The sequence below is a fragment of the Streptomyces sp. NPDC027962 genome (genome assembly GCF_055566095.1).
Genome location: NZ_JBVHTA010000015.1, coordinates 98,409 through 115,722, shown reverse-complemented (window position 1 = coordinate 115,722; position 17,314 = coordinate 98,409). Strand labels below are relative to the sequence as shown.

Genomic DNA, 17,314 nt, shown 5'->3' with positions numbered 1-17,314 from the left:
CATCCGTTTCCCGCGCGATGCCGCATCCTTGAGGTGTGGAGTTCCTCGGGGACAAGTCGGTCGAGCGGGAGGGGAGGGCGCAGGAGATGAGTTCCGGCGCGCCTGCTCATAACGCTTCGGTGCACAACACGGGGCGCGGTGTCACGGGCGACCGGCGGCCAGGGCACCATGGACCGATGCGCGACGACGAGGCGGTGACCGCCCAGGGTGCCATCGGTGCACTCGTTCACCGTGCCGTCGACGGCGACGAGCAGGCGACGCACGACCTGCTGGCGCACGTCCATCCGCTCGCGCTGCGTTTCTGCCGCTCGCGGCTGAACCGGCTGCCGGGCGACGCGCGTCACTTCGTCGAGGACCTCGCTCAGGAAGTCTGTGTAGCGGTGCTGATGGCGCTGCCGCGCTACAAGGACATGGGACGGCCCTTCGAGGCCTTCGTGTTCGCGATCGCCTCCCACAAGGTCGCCGATCTCCAGCGGGCGGCCATGCGCCATCCCGGATCGACGGCCGTGCCGTCGGACGAGATGCCCGAGCGGCCGGACGACTCGCTCGGCCCGGAGGAGCGCGCGCTGCTCAGCGACGACGCGGAGTGGGCCAAGAAGCTGCTCGCCAATCTGCCGGAGAACCAGCGGGAGCTGCTGGTGCTCAGGGTCGCCGTCGGGCTCACCGCGGAGGAGACCGGGCAGATGCTCGGCATGTCGCCGGGAGCCGTGCGCGTCGCACAGCACCGCGCTCTCAGCAGGCTGCGGGCGCTGGCCGGGCAGTGAACCGGGTCGCGGTCGCATGCGTATGACCATCGTGCGAACGTACAAAGCTGCTCGTCGATCTTGATCGTGGAATGAGACGGCTGCTTGGGCCGTTAGCATGGACATCCGCACGGATCAAGGCCATTTGGGGAAGGTGTCATGACCAACGTCGACGGAGTGCCCGAGAAATTCGCGACACTCGGGCTGACCTACGACGATGTGCTGCTGCTGCCGGGTGCGTCGGAAGTGCTTCCGAACGCGGTCGACACCTCGTCCCGTGTTTCCAGGAACGTACGGGTGAACATCCCGCTGCTCTCGGCGGCGATGGACAAGGTCACCGAGTCCCGCATGGCGATCGCGATGGCGCGCCAGGGCGGCGTGGGCGTGCTGCATCGCAATCTGTCCATCGAGGATCAGGTCAATCAGGTCGACCTGGTCAAGCGTTCCGAGTCCGGCATGGTCACGGATCCGATCACGGTGCACCCCGACGCCACGCTTGCCGATGCCGACGCCCTGTGCGCCAAGTTCCGCATCAGCGGTGTGCCGGTGACCGACGCCACGGGCAAGCTGCTCGGTATCGTCACCAACCGTGACATGGCCTTCGAGTCGGTCCGCACGCGCCAGGTGCGCGAAGTCATGACCCCGATGCCGCTGGTCACGGGCAAGGTCGGCATCTCCGGTGTGGACGCCATGGAGCTGCTCCGCCGCCACAAGATCGAGAAGCTTCCGCTGGTCGACGACGCGGGCATCCTCAAGGGCCTCATCACGGTCAAGGACTTCGTCAAGGCCGAGCAGTACCCGAACGCGGCGAAGGACGGCGAGGGCCGTCTGCTCGTCGGTGCCGCCGTCGGCGCGAGCCCGGAGGCGCTGGAGCGTGCCCAGGCTCTGGCCGGTGCGGGCGTCGACTTCCTGATCGTCGACACCTCGCACGGGCACAACAGCAACGCCCTCAACTGGATGGCGAAGATCAAGTCGAGCGTAAGCGTCGATGTCATCGGCGGCAATGTGGCGACGCGGGACGGCGCCCAGGCCCTGATCGACGCGGGTGTGGACGGCGTCAAGGTCGGCGTCGGACCCGGTTCCATCTGCACCACCCGTGTGGTCGCCGGCATCGGAGTCCCGCAGGTCACCGCGATCTACGAGGCAGCGCTGGCATGCCGCGAGGCGGGTGTCCCGGTGATCGGCGACGGGGGCCTGCAGTACTCCGGAGACATCGGCAAGGCGCTGGCCGCCGGTGCCGACACGGTCATGCTCGGCAGCCTCCTCGCGGGTTGCGAGGAGTCCCCGGGCGAGCTGCTCTTCATCAACGGCAAGCAGTTCAAGTCGTACCGCGGCATGGGCTCGCTCGGCGCGATGCAGTCCCGCGGCCAGGGCCGTTCGTACTCCAAGGACCGCTACTTCCAGGCCGAGGTGGCCTCCGACGACAAGCTCGTCCCCGAGGGCATCGAGGGCCAGGTGCCCTACCGCGGTCCGCTCTCGGCCGTGCTGCACCAGCTCGTCGGCGGCCTGCGCCAGACCATGGGCTATGTCGGGGCGGCCTCCGTCGACGAGATGGAGAGCAAGGGCCGGTTCGTGCGCATCACCTCGGCGGGCCTCAAGGAGAGCCACCCGCACGACATCCAGATGACGGTCGAGGCGCCGAACTACAGCAGAAAGTAGGCGCAGGCTCGGCGAGGGGCGGCCCCAGGGGTTCTGGGGCCGCCCCTCCCATGTGTGTCGGGGATACTGGGACCGCAGACGTAGAGGGAAAGGCCACACATCGTGACTGAGATCGAGATCGGGCGCGGCAAGCGCGGCCGCCGGGCGTACGCGTTCGATGACATCGCCGTCGTACCGAGCCGGCGCACGCGGGACCCGAAGGAGGTCTCGATCGCCTGGCAGATCGACGCCTACCGTTTCGAGCTGCCGTTCCTCGCCGCGCCGATGGACTCGGTGGTCTCCCCGCAGACCGCCATCCGCATCGGCGAGATGGGCGGCCTCGGCGTACTGAACCTCGAGGGTCTGTGGACCCGGTACGAGGACCCGCAGCCGCTGCTGGACGAGATCGCCGAGATGGACGAGGCGAACGCCACGCGCCGGCTGCAGGAGATCTACTCCGCTCCCATCAAGGAGGAGCTGATCGGGCAGCGCATCAAGGAGGTGCGCGACTCCGGTGTCATCACCGCCGCCGCGCTCTCCCCGCAGCGCACCGCCCAGTTCTCCAAGGCGGTCGTCGACGCCGGCGTCGACATCTTCGTCATCCGCGGCACGACCGTCTCCGCCGAGCACGTGTCGGGCGCCGCCGAGCCGCTGAACCTCAAGCAGTTCATCTACGAGCTCGACGTGCCGGTCATCGTGGGCGGCTGCGCGACCTACACGGCCGCCCTGCACCTGATGCGCACCGGCGCGGCCGGTGTCCTGGTGGGCTTCGGCGGCGGCGCCGCGCACACCACGCGCAACGTGCTGGGCATCCAGGTCCCGATGGCGACCGCCGTCGCCGATGTGGCCGCGGCCCGTCGCGACTACATGGACGAGTCCGGCGGCCGTTACGTCCACGTCATCGCCGACGGCGGTGTGGGCTGGTCCGGCGACCTGCCGAAGGCGATCGCGTGCGGCGCGGACGCCGTGATGATGGGCTCCCCGCTGGCGCGTGCGACCGACGCGCCGGGCAAGGGCCGCCACTGGGGCATGGAGGCGGTCCACGAGGACGTGCCGCGCGGCAAGCTCGTCGACCTGGGCATCGTGGGCACCACCGAGGAGGTCCTCGCCGGGCCGTCGCACAGCCCCGACGGTTCGATGAACTTCTTCGGCGCGCTGCGCCGGGCGATGGCGACGACGGGCTACAGCGAGCTCAAGGAGTTCCAGCGCGTCGAGGTGACGGTGGCGGATTCGCAACACAGCCGCTGACGACGTCGTGCGCGGCTGGACCGCGCGAACGGGAAAGGCCCGGCACCCTATGCGCCGGGCCTTTCCCTGTCTGCTGCGGGCGTCAGGAGTTGGCCTTCCTGGCGCCGGCGAACGCGGTGACCGCGGCGATGACGAGGAAGACGTACGTCATGCCGTCCGCCGCTTCCTTCCACACGTCCGTCAGGTCGCCGAAGTGCTGGAAGAAGATCTCGCCGAACGAGCTGCCGATGTCACTGAGGATCATCGCGATACCGACCAGCTGGCCGAGGTACACGGCGCCGATGCCGAGGACGGCGCTGACGACGGGCAGGACCGGGTTCGGGCCGCCGACCTTTGCTGCGGCGAAGCCGATGAGGAAACCGACACCGATGGCCGCGTAGCCGATCTCCCGCTCGATGGAACCGGCGATGGCGCCGTACACGCCGGCGCTGACCAGGGCCGCGACGACGGCGGCGACGATGCCGAGGCCGACGTTGTTGCGCACCGGCGCGGGCGGCGGGGCGGGCGCGTACTGCTCGCCACCGGCGAACGGGTTGCCGGACGGAGGCGTGACGGGCTGGCTCATGGTGAATGTCCCCCTGGGAATCGAGCGCCTCGCACGAGCGTGCGGGCGGCGGTCCCGGAGACTAGCAGTCAGGTCCGGCAGAGCGACATTCGGTTGTGCGACCGTTGCGCGGGCGGCAGCGGGCGCCTGAGAGGGGATCAGAGGCGGTGTGCCGCGCCGGCCGGGGTCGCCCCCCTTGTGTCGAGCAGGAGTTGGGCCTTGACCGCCAGGCCCTGGAGGTCGTACGTGCGGTGGTGCTGCACCAGCACCGTCAGGTCCGCGGCGGCGGCGGCCTCGTAGAGCGATTCGGCCCGCGGGACCGGGACTTGGTCCACGCGCCAGTCGGGGATGTAGGGATCGTGGTAGCTGACGGACGCGCCCAGGTCCGTCAGGCGGCGGGCGAGCTCGGTCGCCGGTGAGCCCTGCAGGTCGGCAAGGTCCGGCTTGTAGGTGACGCCCAGGAGCAGCACGCGGGCGCCTCGAGCCGATTTGCCGTGCTCGTTGAGGAGGGTGGCGCAGCGCCGGACCACGTACTGGGGCATGCGGGCGTTGATCTCCTGGGCGAGGCCGACCATGCGCAGGGGGCGGCCGGGGGCGTCTCCGGGGTCCAGAGGAGCGCCGTGGCCGCCGACGCCCGGGCCGGGACGGAAGGCCTGGAAGCCGAAGGGCTTCGTCTCCGCGCAGCGGATGACGTCCCACAGGTCGACGCCCAGGTCGTGGCAGAGCACCGACATCTCGTTGACCAGGGCGATGTTGACGTGCCGGAAGTTCGTCTCCAGGACCTTGACGGTCTCGGCCTCGCGCAGGCCGCGCGCGCGGACGACCTTGTCGGTGAGGCGGGCGTAGAACGCGGCGGCGGATTCCGTGCAGGCGGGGGTGAGGCCGCCGATGACCTTGGGTGTGTTGGCGTACCCGTGCGTGCGGCGGCCCGGATCGGTGCGGCTGGGGGAGTAGGCGAGGTGGAAGTCCCGGCCGGCGCGCAGACCGGAGCCCTCCTCGAGCAGCGGGCGCAGGAAGTCCTCGGTGGTGCCGGGCTCGACGGCCGACTCCAGCAGGACGGTGGTGTGGGGACGCAGGCGGGACGCGAGGGCGCGCGCGGCGCCGGCGAGGGGGGTCAGGTCCGGCGTGCCGTCCGTGCCGAGGGGGGTGGGGGCACAGATGACCGCCGTGCGTACCCGGCCGAGCTCGACCGGATCGGTGACGGTACGGAAGCCGCCGGAGAGCATGCGCCGGATGTCGGCGGGTGTCACTCCCGCGGCGGGCTCTGCGAGCTGGCGTGGGTCGGGGTCGTAGCCGATGGTTTCGATGCCGGAGGCCACGGCGGCCTGGGCGAGCGGCAGACCGAGGTGTCCGAGTCCGATGACGGCGAGATCTGCGGGCATGGCGGTGGCCGTCCTTCCCATAGCCGAAGGGGACAGTGGACGCAAGCCCTGTGGGCGGAACGGGCAGGCGCAATGTCAGACTAGGCGTAAATATGAACGTTATGTCGCATTGTGGGCTTGTGGTCGACCGAGTGTTATCCACAGGCAGTGGCTGAAGTCGGCGAGTGCGGACAGAATCAAAGGTGTGAGTTCGATGTTGTGACCGACCGCAGGGGGCCCACGGGGCGACGGGAGGCAACGGTGAGGACAGCGACACTGGGACCCGGAGAGCGCGCGGAGGCGCTCGCCGGGATGGCCGAGCGTGAATTGGACGTGCTCGTGGTGGGCGCCGGCGTCGTCGGAGCGGGCACCGCGCTCGACGCGGCGACCCGCGGCCTGTCGACCGGCCTGGTCGAGGCGCGCGACTGGGCGTCCGGCACGTCGAGCAGGTCCAGCAAGCTCATCCACGGCGGACTGCGGTATCTGGAGATGCTCGACTTCGGCCTGGTCAGAGAGGCTCTCAAGGAGCGCGGACTGCTGCTGGAGCGGCTGGCACCGCATCTGGTCAAACCGGTGCCGTTCCTCTACCCGCTGCAGCACAAGGGCTGGGAGCGGTTGTACGCGGGCTCGGGCGTCGCGTTGTACGACGCGATGTCGGTGTCCTCCGGCCACGGGCGGGGGCTGCCCATGCACCGGCATCTCTCGCGGCGGCGGGCCTTGCAGGTGGCGCCCGCGCTGAAGAAGGACGCCCTCGTCGGCGCCCTGCAGTACTACGACGCACAAATGGACGACGCCCGCTATGTGACGACCCTGGTGCGCACGGCCGCGAGCTACGGCGCCCAAGTAGCCAGCCGCGCCCGGGTGGTCGGCTTCCTCCGGGAGGGCGAGAGGGTCGCCGGCGCCCGGGTGCTCGACGTCGAAGGCGGCGGTGAGTACGAGATCCGGGCCCGCCAGGTCGTCAACGCCACAGGGGTGTGGACGGACGACACCCAGGCGCTCGTCGGGGAGCGCGGACAGTTCCACGTGCGGGCGTCCAAGGGCATCCACCTCGTGGTGCCCAAGGACCGCATCCACTCCACGACCGGGCTGATCCTGCGGACTGAGAAGTCCGTGCTGTTCGTCATTCCCTGGGGGCGGCACTGGATCGTCGGCACGACGGACACCGGCTGGGACCTCGACAAGGCGCACCCCGCCGCCTCCAGCGCCGACATCGACTACCTGCTGGAGCACGTCAATTCGGTGCTCGCCGTGCCGCTCACCCGGGACGACGTCCAGGGGGTGTACGCGGGGCTGAGGCCGCTGCTCGCGGGCGAGTCGGACGCGACGAGCAAGCTGTCCCGGGAACACACGGTGGCGCACGTCGTGCCGGGGCTCGTGGTCGTGGCCGGCGGGAAGTACACGACGTACCGCGTGATGGCGAAGGACGCCGTGGACGCAGCGGTGCACGGCCTCGACCAGCGGGTGGCCGCATGCGTCACGGAGGACACTCCGCTGCTCGGCGCGGAGGGCTACCGCGCCCTGTGGAACGCCAGAGCAAGGATCGCGGCGCGCACGGGCCTTCATGTGGTGCGCGTCGAGCACCTGCTGAACCGCTACGGCGCGATGACCGAGGAACTGCTCGACCTCATCGCGGGCGACCCGACGCTCGGCGAGCCGATCGGCGGCGCGGACGACTATCTGCGGGCCGAAATCGTCTACGCCGCGTCGCACGAGGGCGCCCGCCACCTCGACGACGTGCTGACGCGGCGCACCCGCATCTCGATCGAGACGTTCGACCGGGGGGCGCGCAGCGCCCGTGAGTGCGCCGAGTTGATGGCTCCGGTGCTCGGCTGGGAGAAGGCCCAGATCGAGAAGGAGGTCGAGCACTACGAGAAGCGGGTGGAGGCGGAGCGTGAGTCGCAGCGGCAGCCCGACGACTTGACGGCGGACGCGGCGAGGCTGGGAGCGCCTGAGATCGTGCCGCTCTGATCGGTCCCGTCGTTCCGTCTTCGGGGGATCCGGTCCAGGTTCCGGTCTTGGGACACGGGACGTGGCCCGGCTGCGTCGAACCCTGATGCGGCGCAAGCCGGGCTGAAGCGTGGGCTGTTGACGGGAGGGGACACGCCCCCGACCAGCGCAGGGGAGGGCCTCACGGCGAGTAGTGGCATGGTGGGTGCCGCATCGGTGTGAGCCCCGATGCTCCACAGGGTGGACCCGGGCGACATACCGGTCCCGGAGTGAGGGACAATGGGCGCTCTGCCAGGGCGGGTTACCGCATCGCGCGGAAAGCGGCAGGCGCGGGCGAAGATCAGGGATCGCAGAGGGGACGCATGTCGGAGGCTGAGCAGTCGCGGGAGCCCCAGCGGGGGGCCGGCTTCGCCGGCGAGAGTGCGGGCTCTGCCGCGGGCGCGGCGGACTCGAAGTCCGCCGATGCCGACGCGGCCCCCGAGGCCGTGGGCGAGGACGCTCACGCCGGCGACGACAAGGACACCGGGACCGTGGCCGACGTGGACGCCGGAGCCGGTGGCACCACGCGCGGCCCCACGAAGGCGCAGGGCAGCGGCACGACGCAGGACGCGGCCGACTCGAAGAGGGCCGAGAACGACGCCGGTGCCGGAAGCAAGCCCGAGGGTGGGTCCGTGACGGGCGCTCAGGGCGACGGGCCTGGTCAGGAGTCCGCCGACGCAGACGCCGACGGGCCTGGTCAGGAGTCCGCCGACGCCGACGGGAGCGCGGATTCCACCGAGGACGCGAAGGCCGAAAGCCAGGCAGCGGCAGGCGCGAAGAGCAGTGACACCGGTGCCCCGGGCGAGGCAGGGGCGGCCGCCTCTGCCGAGAAGCCTGCTGCCGGCGCGGTGGGCGCCGAGGGCGCTGCAGGTGCTGCAGGCATGGGCGTCAAGGCCGCGACGGGTGACGCCGGGCAGGGCGGGAAGCCCGGAGCAACCGGAGCGGACTCCGGCACGGCGGGCCGGGCGGCCGCTGCGAAGCCCGGTGAGGGTACGAAGACGCGGAGCGCCGCGGGGTCCGGGGCCTCGGGGACGACGACGGGCCTCAAGGGCAGCGGCGCCGGACCCGCGGAAGGGCGGCTGCTCGCCGGGCGTTACCGGCTGGGCGGCGTCCTCGGACGTGGCGGCATGGGCACGGTGTGGCGAGCCGTCGACGAGACGCTCGGCCGCACGGTCGCCGTCAAGGAGCTGCGCTTCCCCAACAGCATCGACGAGGACGAGAAGCGCCGGCTCATCACGCGCACCCTCCGCGAGGCCAAGGCCATCGCCCGCATCCGCAACAACAGCGCCGTGACCGTCTACGACGTCGTCGACGAGGACGACCGCCCGTGGATCGTCATGGAGCTCGTCGAGGGCAAGTCCCTTGCCGAGGCCGTACGCGAGGACGGCACACTCACGCCCCGCCGGGCCGCCGAGGTCGGCCTGGCGATCCTGGACGTGCTGCGCTCCGCGCACCGCCAGGGCATCCTGCACCGTGACGTGAAGCCGTCCAACGTGCTCATCGGCCGTGACGGCCGCGTCGTGCTCACCGACTTCGGCATCGCGCAGGTCGAGGGCGACCCCTCGATCACGTCGACCGGCATGCTCGTCGGCGCACCGTCGTACATCTCTCCCGAGCGCGCCCGCGGCAACAAGCCGGGCCCGGCCGCCGACCTCTGGTCCCTCGGCGGCCTGCTCTACGCGAGCGTCGAGGGCTGCCCGCCGTACGACAAGGGGTCGGCGATCGCGACGCTGACCGCCGTGATGACCGAGCCGCTCGACCCGCCCAAGAACGCGGGCCCGCTGGAGGAGGTCATCTACGGCCTGCTCGCCAAGGACCCGGCCCAGCGGCTCGACGACGCCGGTGCGCGCGCCCTGCTCACCCAGGTGGTGAACGCGCCGGAGCCGGCCGCGGAGCCCGAGCCGTCGCCGGAGGCGACCCGCATCATCGGGCTTCCTTCCGTGCCGCCGGTGCCGCCTGCGGCACCGGCGGCACCGGCGGCACGGAAGGACCCGGCCGCTGACCGGGTGCGTGGCGCGCTGCGTTCCGTGCGCAACGCGGCCGCCGCGGCAAAGGCGGAGCCGAAGCCGGCGCCCGCTGCTGACAGCTCCGTCCGGCGGACCGCGCCGGTGCGGGCGCCGCTCACCGATGTGGTGCCCCGCCGCACGCTGATCATCATCGCCGTCGTCGCCGCGCTGGCCGTGCTGTCCACCGTCCTCGTCCTCGCCCTCGGTGACGGCGACGACGCCGGCAACCAGAGCAAGGGCGACAAGGCCGCTTCCGCAGGCGCCACCGCCGGCGGCGGAGAGGACAAGGCCACCGGCGGTGCCGGCAGCGACGCGGGCCCGGACAGCGGTGACGACCCCGGCAAGGACCAGGGCAAGGACGACGGCAAGGACGACCAGGGCGGCGGCAGCACGGGCACGCCGGGTGATCAGCCGTCCGGGAAGCCCAAGGGCGATGACGCCGGCGGGGCCGCCCTTCCGGCCGGCTACGTGATGGTCTCCAACGACCGTTGGCACTTCACCATGGCGATGCCCGAGGACTTCAAGCTCACGGGCGTGGCGGGCCAGAACTCGGGCGGGAAGTTCAGCGTCGACGGTGGGGTCCCGCGCGTGCAGGTCGACTTCAACAGCAGTCCCAAGGACGACGCGGCGGCGGCCTGGTCGGCGGCCGTCGCCGGTGTGAGCGCCACGAGCAACGGCTACAAGCACCTCGGCATCGGAAAGGTCGAGTACAAGGGCTATCCGACCGTCGCCGACTGGCAGTTCGAGCGCAACGAGAGCGGCCAGCGGGTACGTGTCCTCAACAGGGGCTTCAAGGTCGACGCCAGGCGCGGCTACTCGATCATGGTCACGTGCAAGGCGAGCGAGTGGAACGGCGCGGAGTGCGAGACGCTGCGCAAGACGGCGTTCGCCACGTTCAGCCCCAAGGATTGACCGAGGACACGTATCGTGAGAACTCGCGGACGGTACGCAGCCGCAAGGGGCCGTTGAGCGACCGGATTTGACGGCTTCCTGCTCAGTTCGGGGACCGGCCGGGGGACAGCGCGCTTGTGGGGAGGCGTCGTGGACGACTATGCGGGACGGGTGCTCGCCGACCGCTACCGCCTGCCCTTGCCGCCGTCCGACGCGTTCGAACTGGCCGAGACCCGCGCCTTTGACACCTACAGCGGGCACGAAGTGCTGGTGCGCCAGGTGCCGTTGCCGGAGGTCGTGGAAGCCGAGGTGCTCGACGCCGACGACCTCGCCGGCGCCGCGGTGTCCTATCGGACCTCGGGAAGCAGAGGCGGCACGACACGACGGCCCACGGACCCGACGGTGCGCAGAGCCGTTGAGGCGGCTCAGGCGGCCGCGCAGATCCCCGACCATCCGCGGTTGGACCAGGTCTTCGACGTTTTCGCGGAGGACGGTTCGCTCTGGATAGTGAGTGAACGGGTCGCCGCCCGGCCGCTCGCGGCGCTTCTCGCGGAGAAGCCGCTCAGCCCCTACCGGGCGGCCGAGATCGCCTCCGATGTCCTCACCGCCCTGCGCGTCCTGCACGCGCACGGCTGGACGCACCGCAACATCACCGTGCGGACGGTGCTCGTCTGCGAGGACGGGCGTGTGGTGCTCACCGGCCTGGCGTCGGGCGCGGCGGAGGAGGCGCTGTGTGGGTACGCGCCCGTGCCCGGGCTTGAGGCGGAGTTGGAACAGCCCGAGCCCGGCCTCGGCCTGGATGGGGAGCCGGACGACGGGACCACCCGGCCGGAACTGCCCCGGCAGGCAGGCGGCGCGCCTGATGTGCGCGCCGCACGCGCCGGGGCGATCGCGGCGTACCGCGCGGGCGCGCGGGCAGGAGCACGGGTCAACGAGGACCGGTCGCACGAGGACGGCACCGAGCACGACGACCGTCCGGTGCAGAGCGGCCTCGACCCGGACTGGTGGGCCCACCGGCCGGAGGAGAGGCGAGGCGGGCTGCTCGGGCTCGGCGGGGGCCGCGAGGAGGACGACGACCCGAACTTCGACCCACTGGGCCCCGGCGCCCTCACCGACGACACCGGGGACTTCGGCCGCGGTGGCCGTGACGGTGACGCCGGGTTCGGCGGGGACGCGTACGGCGGTGGCCGTGACGGTGACGCCGGGTTCGGCGGGGACGCGTACGCAGGCGGCCGGTATGCCGACGACCAGGACGGCGGGACCCGGTTCGGCGGGGATGCGTACGCCGGCGGCCGGTTCGACGGCGAGCGGGACGTTGACGCCGGGTACCGCGGGAGCGCGCGACGCGGCGAGGGGTACGGGGTGCGCCGGTACCGCGAAGGCCCCGTCGAGGGCGACGAGTACGGCGATGACAACGATCGTGAGGGCTCACAGCGCGGGGACGAGAACGGGACGGACGAGGCGGACGGGCCCAACCGGGTGCGGCTCGCCGGGGCCTGGCAGGACGCACCCTTCGGCGGCCGTGAAGGCCCCGGTTCGCTGCCCGTCGGCGGTGGCGGCGGCGGACCTCGCGGCATCGCCGGGCGCCCGCCGCTCCCCGGTGCCCGCCGCCACGATCCGTATCGCGACGACCCCTACGGCGTGCGCCAGGCGGAGACCGGCCGCGGCCGTGCAGTCCCGCCCGCGCTGCCCGTCGCCCGTGCGGACAGCGGCCAGGGCAGCCGGGGCAGCCAGGCCGGTCACGGCACCGGCATCGGCGGCGGGCCCCCCGGCGGCCCGCGCCCCGCGCTGCCCCCGGCCCGCACGGGCGGTACCGCGGGCAGCAGTTGGGACCGCGGCGGGGACGCCCTGCGCGCCGACGCCCAGCGCCTCCCCGCACAGGCGGCCGGCAGCGCATCGGCCGGCCGTTGGGAAGAGGTCGTCGCGGGCGGCAGCGCCCCCGCCTACCGGGGACCGGCCACGCCGCTGGCCGCCGAGCGCGCACGCCAGGCGCGGATCACCGTCGTCGGGGCCGTGACGGAACGGTGGGCGCCCGAGCAGGCGGGCCCGGTCCACGAGAATTGGCAGCTCGCCGCGCCCGTCGGCCCGGCGACGGACCTGTGGGCTCTGGGCGCGCTGCTCTACCGCGCCGTACAGGGGCACGCTCCCTATCCGGAGGAGAGCGCCGCCGAGCTCGTCCAGCTCGTGTGCGCGGAGCCGCCCGCGTTCGCCGAGGAGTGCGGCCCCCTGCGCCCCGTCGTCGAGTCGCTGCTGCGTCAGGATCCCACCGAGCGCCCGGACTTCGAGGAGCTGCGCGGCTGGCTGCGTTCTCTTGTGCGTTCGGCGCCCGAGCCCGAGGCCGGTATGGATGTTGTGCCGCTGCCGCCCGGCTCGGTGGACGGTTCACGGCTCCCGATCGTGCGCCGCAGGGGTGAGCTCGTGCGCAGGCGCCGCGGGGGCGGGTCGGACGCGGCTCACGGACGTCACCGCCACAAGAAGGCCAAGGGCCGGGACCGGCAGAGGGCCGTGGTCGACCTGCCCGGGGAGGCGGACCGGCGGACCGGGCGGCAGGCACCCCGGCAGTCGTTCGACCACTCGTACGAGGAGTCGTACGAGCCGTCCTACAGGCGGTCGTACGGCGACCAGGGCAGGCGCAAGCCGCGCGCGCTCGGCCGCACCCTCCTGGTGCTGATCCTGCTCGCGCTGGTGGCCGCCATCGCCTACGCGGTGCTGTTCATGCCGAAGGCCGACGATCAACAGGGGCCGCGTGAAGGCCAGAACGCGGGCGCGCAGCAGTCGGAGTCGGGGGCGGAGTCGGAGTCGGAGTCGGCACCGAGTCCGGGCCGTACGGGCGGCGGTCAGCCTCCGGGACCCGCGCCCAGCGGCACCCCGGGATCCCAGCAGCCCCAGACCTCCGCCCCGGCGGGCGATCTGCCGGAGGGTTATGTCCTCCGCAAGGATCCGGAGGGCTTCGAGGTCGTCGTCGACAAGGCCTGGCAGCGCCGCCCGATCAATGACGCAGGTCAAGTCCGCTACACAGGTGACGATTTCACTCTCATCATCGTGCCGGGGCGGGACACGGTGCAGGCGAACGGCGACGATCCGCTCGCCTATCAGCGCGACAAGGAGCCGGAGCTCCAGCCCTTCCGTGACTCGTCATGGGCCACCGCGAGCGGGCTGCGCCGGATCGACGTCGGCCGCCAGTCCATGGCCGAGGGGCAGTTCACCTGGCAGGACAGCAACGGCCGTGATGTGTATGTGCGTAACCTCGCGCTCGCCGTCGACGGCGCGTACCACGTCGTCCAGGTGATCGGCCCGGAAGCACAGCGTGACAATGTGACCGAGATCTTCGAGCAGGCCACGGCCAGTTACCGGGCCACCCGCTGAGTGCGCGGTCGCGCACGGAACGCGCATCACAGTGCGGTCACTTGAGGCGTCCGAGGTTCCGTGTCCGTACATCCCCTCCGTAACCTGGCATTCCAAGAAACGGGACGGGGTACGTGGAACACACTCACAGCACAGGCGCCGGTCTGCTGCTCGCCGGGCGCTACCGGCTGGGCGAGACCATCGGACGCGGAGGCATGGGCAAGGTATGGCGCGCCCATGACGAGGTGTTGCACAGAGTAGTCGCCATCAAGGAGTTGACGGCGGGTCTGTACGTTTCAGAGGCGGACCGGATCGTCCTGCACGCCCGTACCCAGAAGGAGGCGCGGGCGGCCGCGCGGATCAGCCATCCTGGTGTCGTCACCGTCCACGATGTGCTCGAGCACGACGCACGCCCCTGGATCGTCATGCAGTACGTCGACGGGCCGTCACTCGCGGACGCCGCCAAGGAGCCTGGCGGGATCGACGAGACGGAAGCTGCCCGGATCGGGCTGCACATCCTCCGCGCGCTGAGCGCCGCGCACGCCGCCGGCGTGCTGCACCGCGACATCAAGCCCGCCAACGTGCTGCTCGGCAAGGACGGCCGCGCGCTGATCACGGACTTCGGGATCGCGGCCATCGAGGGGGACGCGACGATCACCCGGACCGGGGAGATCGTCGGTTCGATCGACTACCTCGCGCCGGAGCGCGTGCGCGGCCACGACCCCGGGCCCGCGTCCGATCTGTGGTCGCTGGGCGCGACGCTGTACGCCGCGGTGGAGGGGGAGTCGCCGTTCCGGCGCTCGTCGCCGCTGTCGACCATGCAGGCAGTGGTCGACGAGGAACCGCCCGCGCCGAAGCGGGCCGGCCGGCTCGGACCCGTGATCATGGCTCTGCTGCGCAAGGATCCCGCCGCCCGGCCCTCGGCGGTCGAGGCGGAGCGGATGCTGACGGACGCCATGGAGGGGCGCGCACCGGCCGCCACGGAACGGATCCGCGTGCCGGCGCAGCGGATGCCGCGGCCGGTCGCCGGGCCGGGGTCCGGTACGGCACCGGCGCCGGCCGCACCCCGCCGTGCCGGCCGTCTGCGCAGGGCATTGGCCGTCGTGCTGCTCGCGGCTGTGGTCGGCGGCGGTGCGGGCCTGGCCATGCAGTACGCGAACGGTGGCGACCGCGCGGGGACGGAGACCGGTGGGGCGCAGTCGGGCGGCACACAGGCCGGCGAGCCGGGGGGCGCCTCGGGTCTCCCGAAGGGCTGGGAGCGCGTCGTCGACCCGGAGGGCTTCAGTCTCTGGGTCCCGGAGGGCTGGCGGCGCCAGATGGACGGCAATCAGATCGACTACACGCCGGACAACGGCCGTCATCGCATCCGTATCAGCATCGATCCGGCGCCCGACCACGAAAACCCTTACATGCACATGCTCGACATGCAGAAGAGCCTCGAGACGCGGCTGCCCGAGTACCGCCGCGTGCAACTGCATCCCAACACCTTCCGGGGCCAGACGAACTCCGCGCTCTGGGAGTTCACCTGGACGGAGAGCAAGGAGCACCCCGGGCCCCGGCGGGCGATCGACCAGATGTACTACGAGGACGACGGCACGGAGTACGCCCTCTACATGTCGGGCCCCGCGGCGGACTGGACCAAGACCCGCGAGCAGTTCGACATCATGCTGCGCGGATGGCGGCCCGTGCAGCAGTGACCCGTGCCTCCGGGGATCCGCCCAGGATTCAGCCATCGCGCGACCACGAATCCGTTCATCCGGCCCTGAAAGCCGGTGGGACCCAGGCATAGCCCCTGATCAGGGCTTATGTGCCAGCAATCACTGGCACGGTCGTGTGCGGATGGTGAAAAGCTGTTACCGACGGGTATCCAAACGGCCGATCGGGGCCTACTCTCCACCCCATGACGGACTCGCAGGCCACCACGGCCGCCCTCGGCACCAACCCGACCGCCGCCGCCCCGGCGGGCGCGCGCACCGCCGCCGACGTGGTGACCCCTGAAGTGGTCGCCCAGCTGACCAAGGGTGTCGTCGGCTCCGGCCGTACGGCCAACCACACGCCGTTCACCGGTGAGCAGCTGGCCGAGCTCCCCGAGTCCACCCCGCAGGACGTCGCCACCGCCTTCGAACGCGCCCGCGCAGCCCAGGCGGTGTGGGCCGCCACACCCGTCCGTGCCCGTGCGGCCGTCCTGCTGCGCTTCCACGACCTGATCCTGGAGCGCCAGGCCGAGGTCCTCGACCTGATACAGCTGGAGACCGGCAAGGCCCGGCTGCACGCGCACGAGGAGGTGCAGGCGGTCGCCGTCGCCGCGCGCCACTACGGGCGCAAGGCGCCCGCGTATCTGAAGCCGAAGCGGCACACCGGTGTGGTGCCCGTGCTCACCAAGACGACCGAGCTGCGCCACCCGCGTGGCGTCGTCGGCCAGATCGCACCCTGGAACTACCCGCTGGAGCTGTCCGTCGGCGACGCGCTGCCCGCCTTCGTCACCGGCAACGCCGTCGTGATGAAGCCCGACACCGAGACCGCGCTCACCGCGCTGTGGGCACGTGACCTGCTCATCGAGGCCGGCCTGCCCGCCGAGGTCTTCCAGGTCGTCATCGGCGACGGCCCCGTCGTGGGCCCCGAGGTCGTCAAGCACGCCGACTACGTCTCCTTCACCGGATCCACCCGCACCGGCCGCGAGGTCGCCAAGGGCGCCGCGGCCCGCCTGGTCGGCGTCTCCCTCGAACTCGGCGGAAAGAACGCCATGCTGGTGCTGCACGACGCGGACGTGGAGAAGGCCGCCGCGGGGGCCGTCCGGGCGTGCTTCTCCTCCGCGGGTCAGCTGTGCATCTCCATCGAGCGGCTGTACGTGCACGAGTCGATCGCCGACGACTTCGTCGCCCGCTTCGCCGCCCGTACCAAGGCGATGCGTCTCGGCAACTCCCTCGCGTACGGGGCGGACATGGGCTCCCTCGTCGGAGAGCGCCAGCTCGAGACCGTCACCCGCCACGTCGAGGAGGCCGTCGCCAAGGGCGCCAAGCTGGTCGCGGGCGGAGTCGCCCGGCCCGACATCGGCCCGCTCTTCTACGAGCCCACCATCCTCGACGGTGTCGAGGCGCCGATGGCGGTGTGCACGGAGGAGACCTTCGGCCCCGTCGTCTCCATCTACCGCTTCACGGACGAGGACGACGTCGTCGCACAGGCCAACGCCACGCCCTACGGCCTCAACTCCAGCGTCTGGACCAAGGACGCGAAGCGCGGCCACGCCGTCGCCGCCGCGCTGCGCACCGGGACGGTCAACATCAACGAGGGTTATGCACCCGCGTACGGCAGCGTCCAGTCGCCGATGGGCGGCATGAAGGACTCCGGACTCAGCCGGCGCCACGGCTCCGAGGGCATACTCAAGTACACGGAGGCGCAGACCGTGGCGCAGCAGCGACTGCTGCCGCTGGCCCCGTCGTTCGGCATGGACGACGAGAGGTACGCGGCCCTCATGAGCGTCAGCCTCAAGGCGATGAAGGCCCTCCGCCTGCGCTGACCCGCCCGCCCGCGACCGCACCCGCACGCCCGAAC

Annotated in this window: 10 protein-coding genes; 8 read left to right on the top strand and 2 right to left on the bottom strand. The window is 71.7% G+C overall.

Translation table 11 applies throughout. The features are described 5' to 3' along the window. Positions 1-176: 176 nt before the first annotated feature. The 3 genes from ACZ4SA_RS16695 to ACZ4SA_RS16685 all read left to right on the top strand — a co-directional run bounded on the left by ACZ4SA_RS16695 (position 177) and on the right by ACZ4SA_RS16685 (position 3,629). Positions 177-764: a sigma-70 family RNA polymerase sigma factor gene (locus tag ACZ4SA_RS16695; RefSeq protein WP_468274800.1), complete on the top strand. Its 588-nt coding sequence runs from the start codon at positions 177-179 to the stop codon at positions 762-764. 138 nt (positions 765-902) lie between these two features. Next, the gene (guaB, locus tag ACZ4SA_RS16690; protein WP_468274796.1) at positions 903-2,402 is read left to right on the top strand and encodes an IMP dehydrogenase; all 1,500 of its coding nucleotides are present in this window, start codon (positions 903-905) and stop codon (positions 2,400-2,402) included. 102 nt (positions 2,403-2,504) lie between these two features. After that, positions 2,505-3,629: a GuaB3 family IMP dehydrogenase-related protein gene (locus tag ACZ4SA_RS16685; RefSeq protein ID WP_468274793.1), complete on the top strand. Its 1,125-nt coding sequence runs from the start codon at positions 2,505-2,507 to the stop codon at positions 3,627-3,629. Between the two features lie 82 nt (positions 3,630-3,711). Here ACZ4SA_RS16685 and ACZ4SA_RS16680 read toward each other — a convergent pair whose 3' ends face one another. Beyond that, positions 3,712-4,194, bottom strand: a complete 483-nt coding sequence (locus ACZ4SA_RS16680) for a hypothetical protein (RefSeq protein ID WP_468274790.1) — start codon at positions 4,192-4,194, stop codon at positions 3,712-3,714. A gap of 137 nt (positions 4,195-4,331) precedes the next feature. Next, positions 4,332-5,555 carry a nucleotide sugar dehydrogenase gene (locus ACZ4SA_RS16675; protein WP_468274788.1) on the bottom strand — a complete coding sequence of 408 codons (1,224 nt, stop codon included), beginning with the start codon at positions 5,553-5,555 and terminating at the stop codon, positions 4,332-4,334. A 240-nt stretch (positions 5,556-5,795) separates the two neighbouring features. On the opposite strand from ACZ4SA_RS16675, the gene ACZ4SA_RS16670 reads away from it, so the two are divergent. The 5 genes from ACZ4SA_RS16670 to ACZ4SA_RS16650 all read left to right on the top strand — a co-directional run bounded on the left by ACZ4SA_RS16670 (position 5,796) and on the right by ACZ4SA_RS16650 (position 17,279). Then, on the top strand, positions 5,796-7,502 hold the full coding sequence (locus ACZ4SA_RS16670) for a glycerol-3-phosphate dehydrogenase/oxidase (RefSeq protein ID WP_468274785.1): 1,707 nt from the start codon (positions 5,796-5,798) through the stop codon (positions 7,500-7,502). Between the two features lie 341 nt (positions 7,503-7,843). Next, positions 7,844-10,438 (top strand): serine/threonine-protein kinase, encoded by a 2,595-nt coding sequence (locus ACZ4SA_RS16665; RefSeq protein ID WP_468274782.1) that lies wholly within the window; start codon positions 7,844-7,846, stop codon positions 10,436-10,438. A 129-nt stretch (positions 10,439-10,567) separates the two neighbouring features. Next, entirely contained in the window at positions 10,568-13,783 is a 3,216-nt protein-coding gene (locus ACZ4SA_RS16660; RefSeq protein WP_468274779.1) for a protein kinase, read from the top strand. 113 nt (positions 13,784-13,896) lie between these two features. Continuing rightward, positions 13,897-15,459, top strand: a complete 1,563-nt coding sequence (locus ACZ4SA_RS16655; RefSeq protein WP_468274776.1) for a serine/threonine-protein kinase — start codon at positions 13,897-13,899, stop codon at positions 15,457-15,459. A 203-nt stretch (positions 15,460-15,662) separates the two neighbouring features. After that, entirely contained in the window at positions 15,663-17,279 is a 1,617-nt protein-coding gene (locus ACZ4SA_RS16650) for a succinic semialdehyde dehydrogenase (protein ID WP_468274774.1), read from the top strand. The last annotated feature ends 35 nt before the right edge of the window (positions 17,280-17,314 follow it).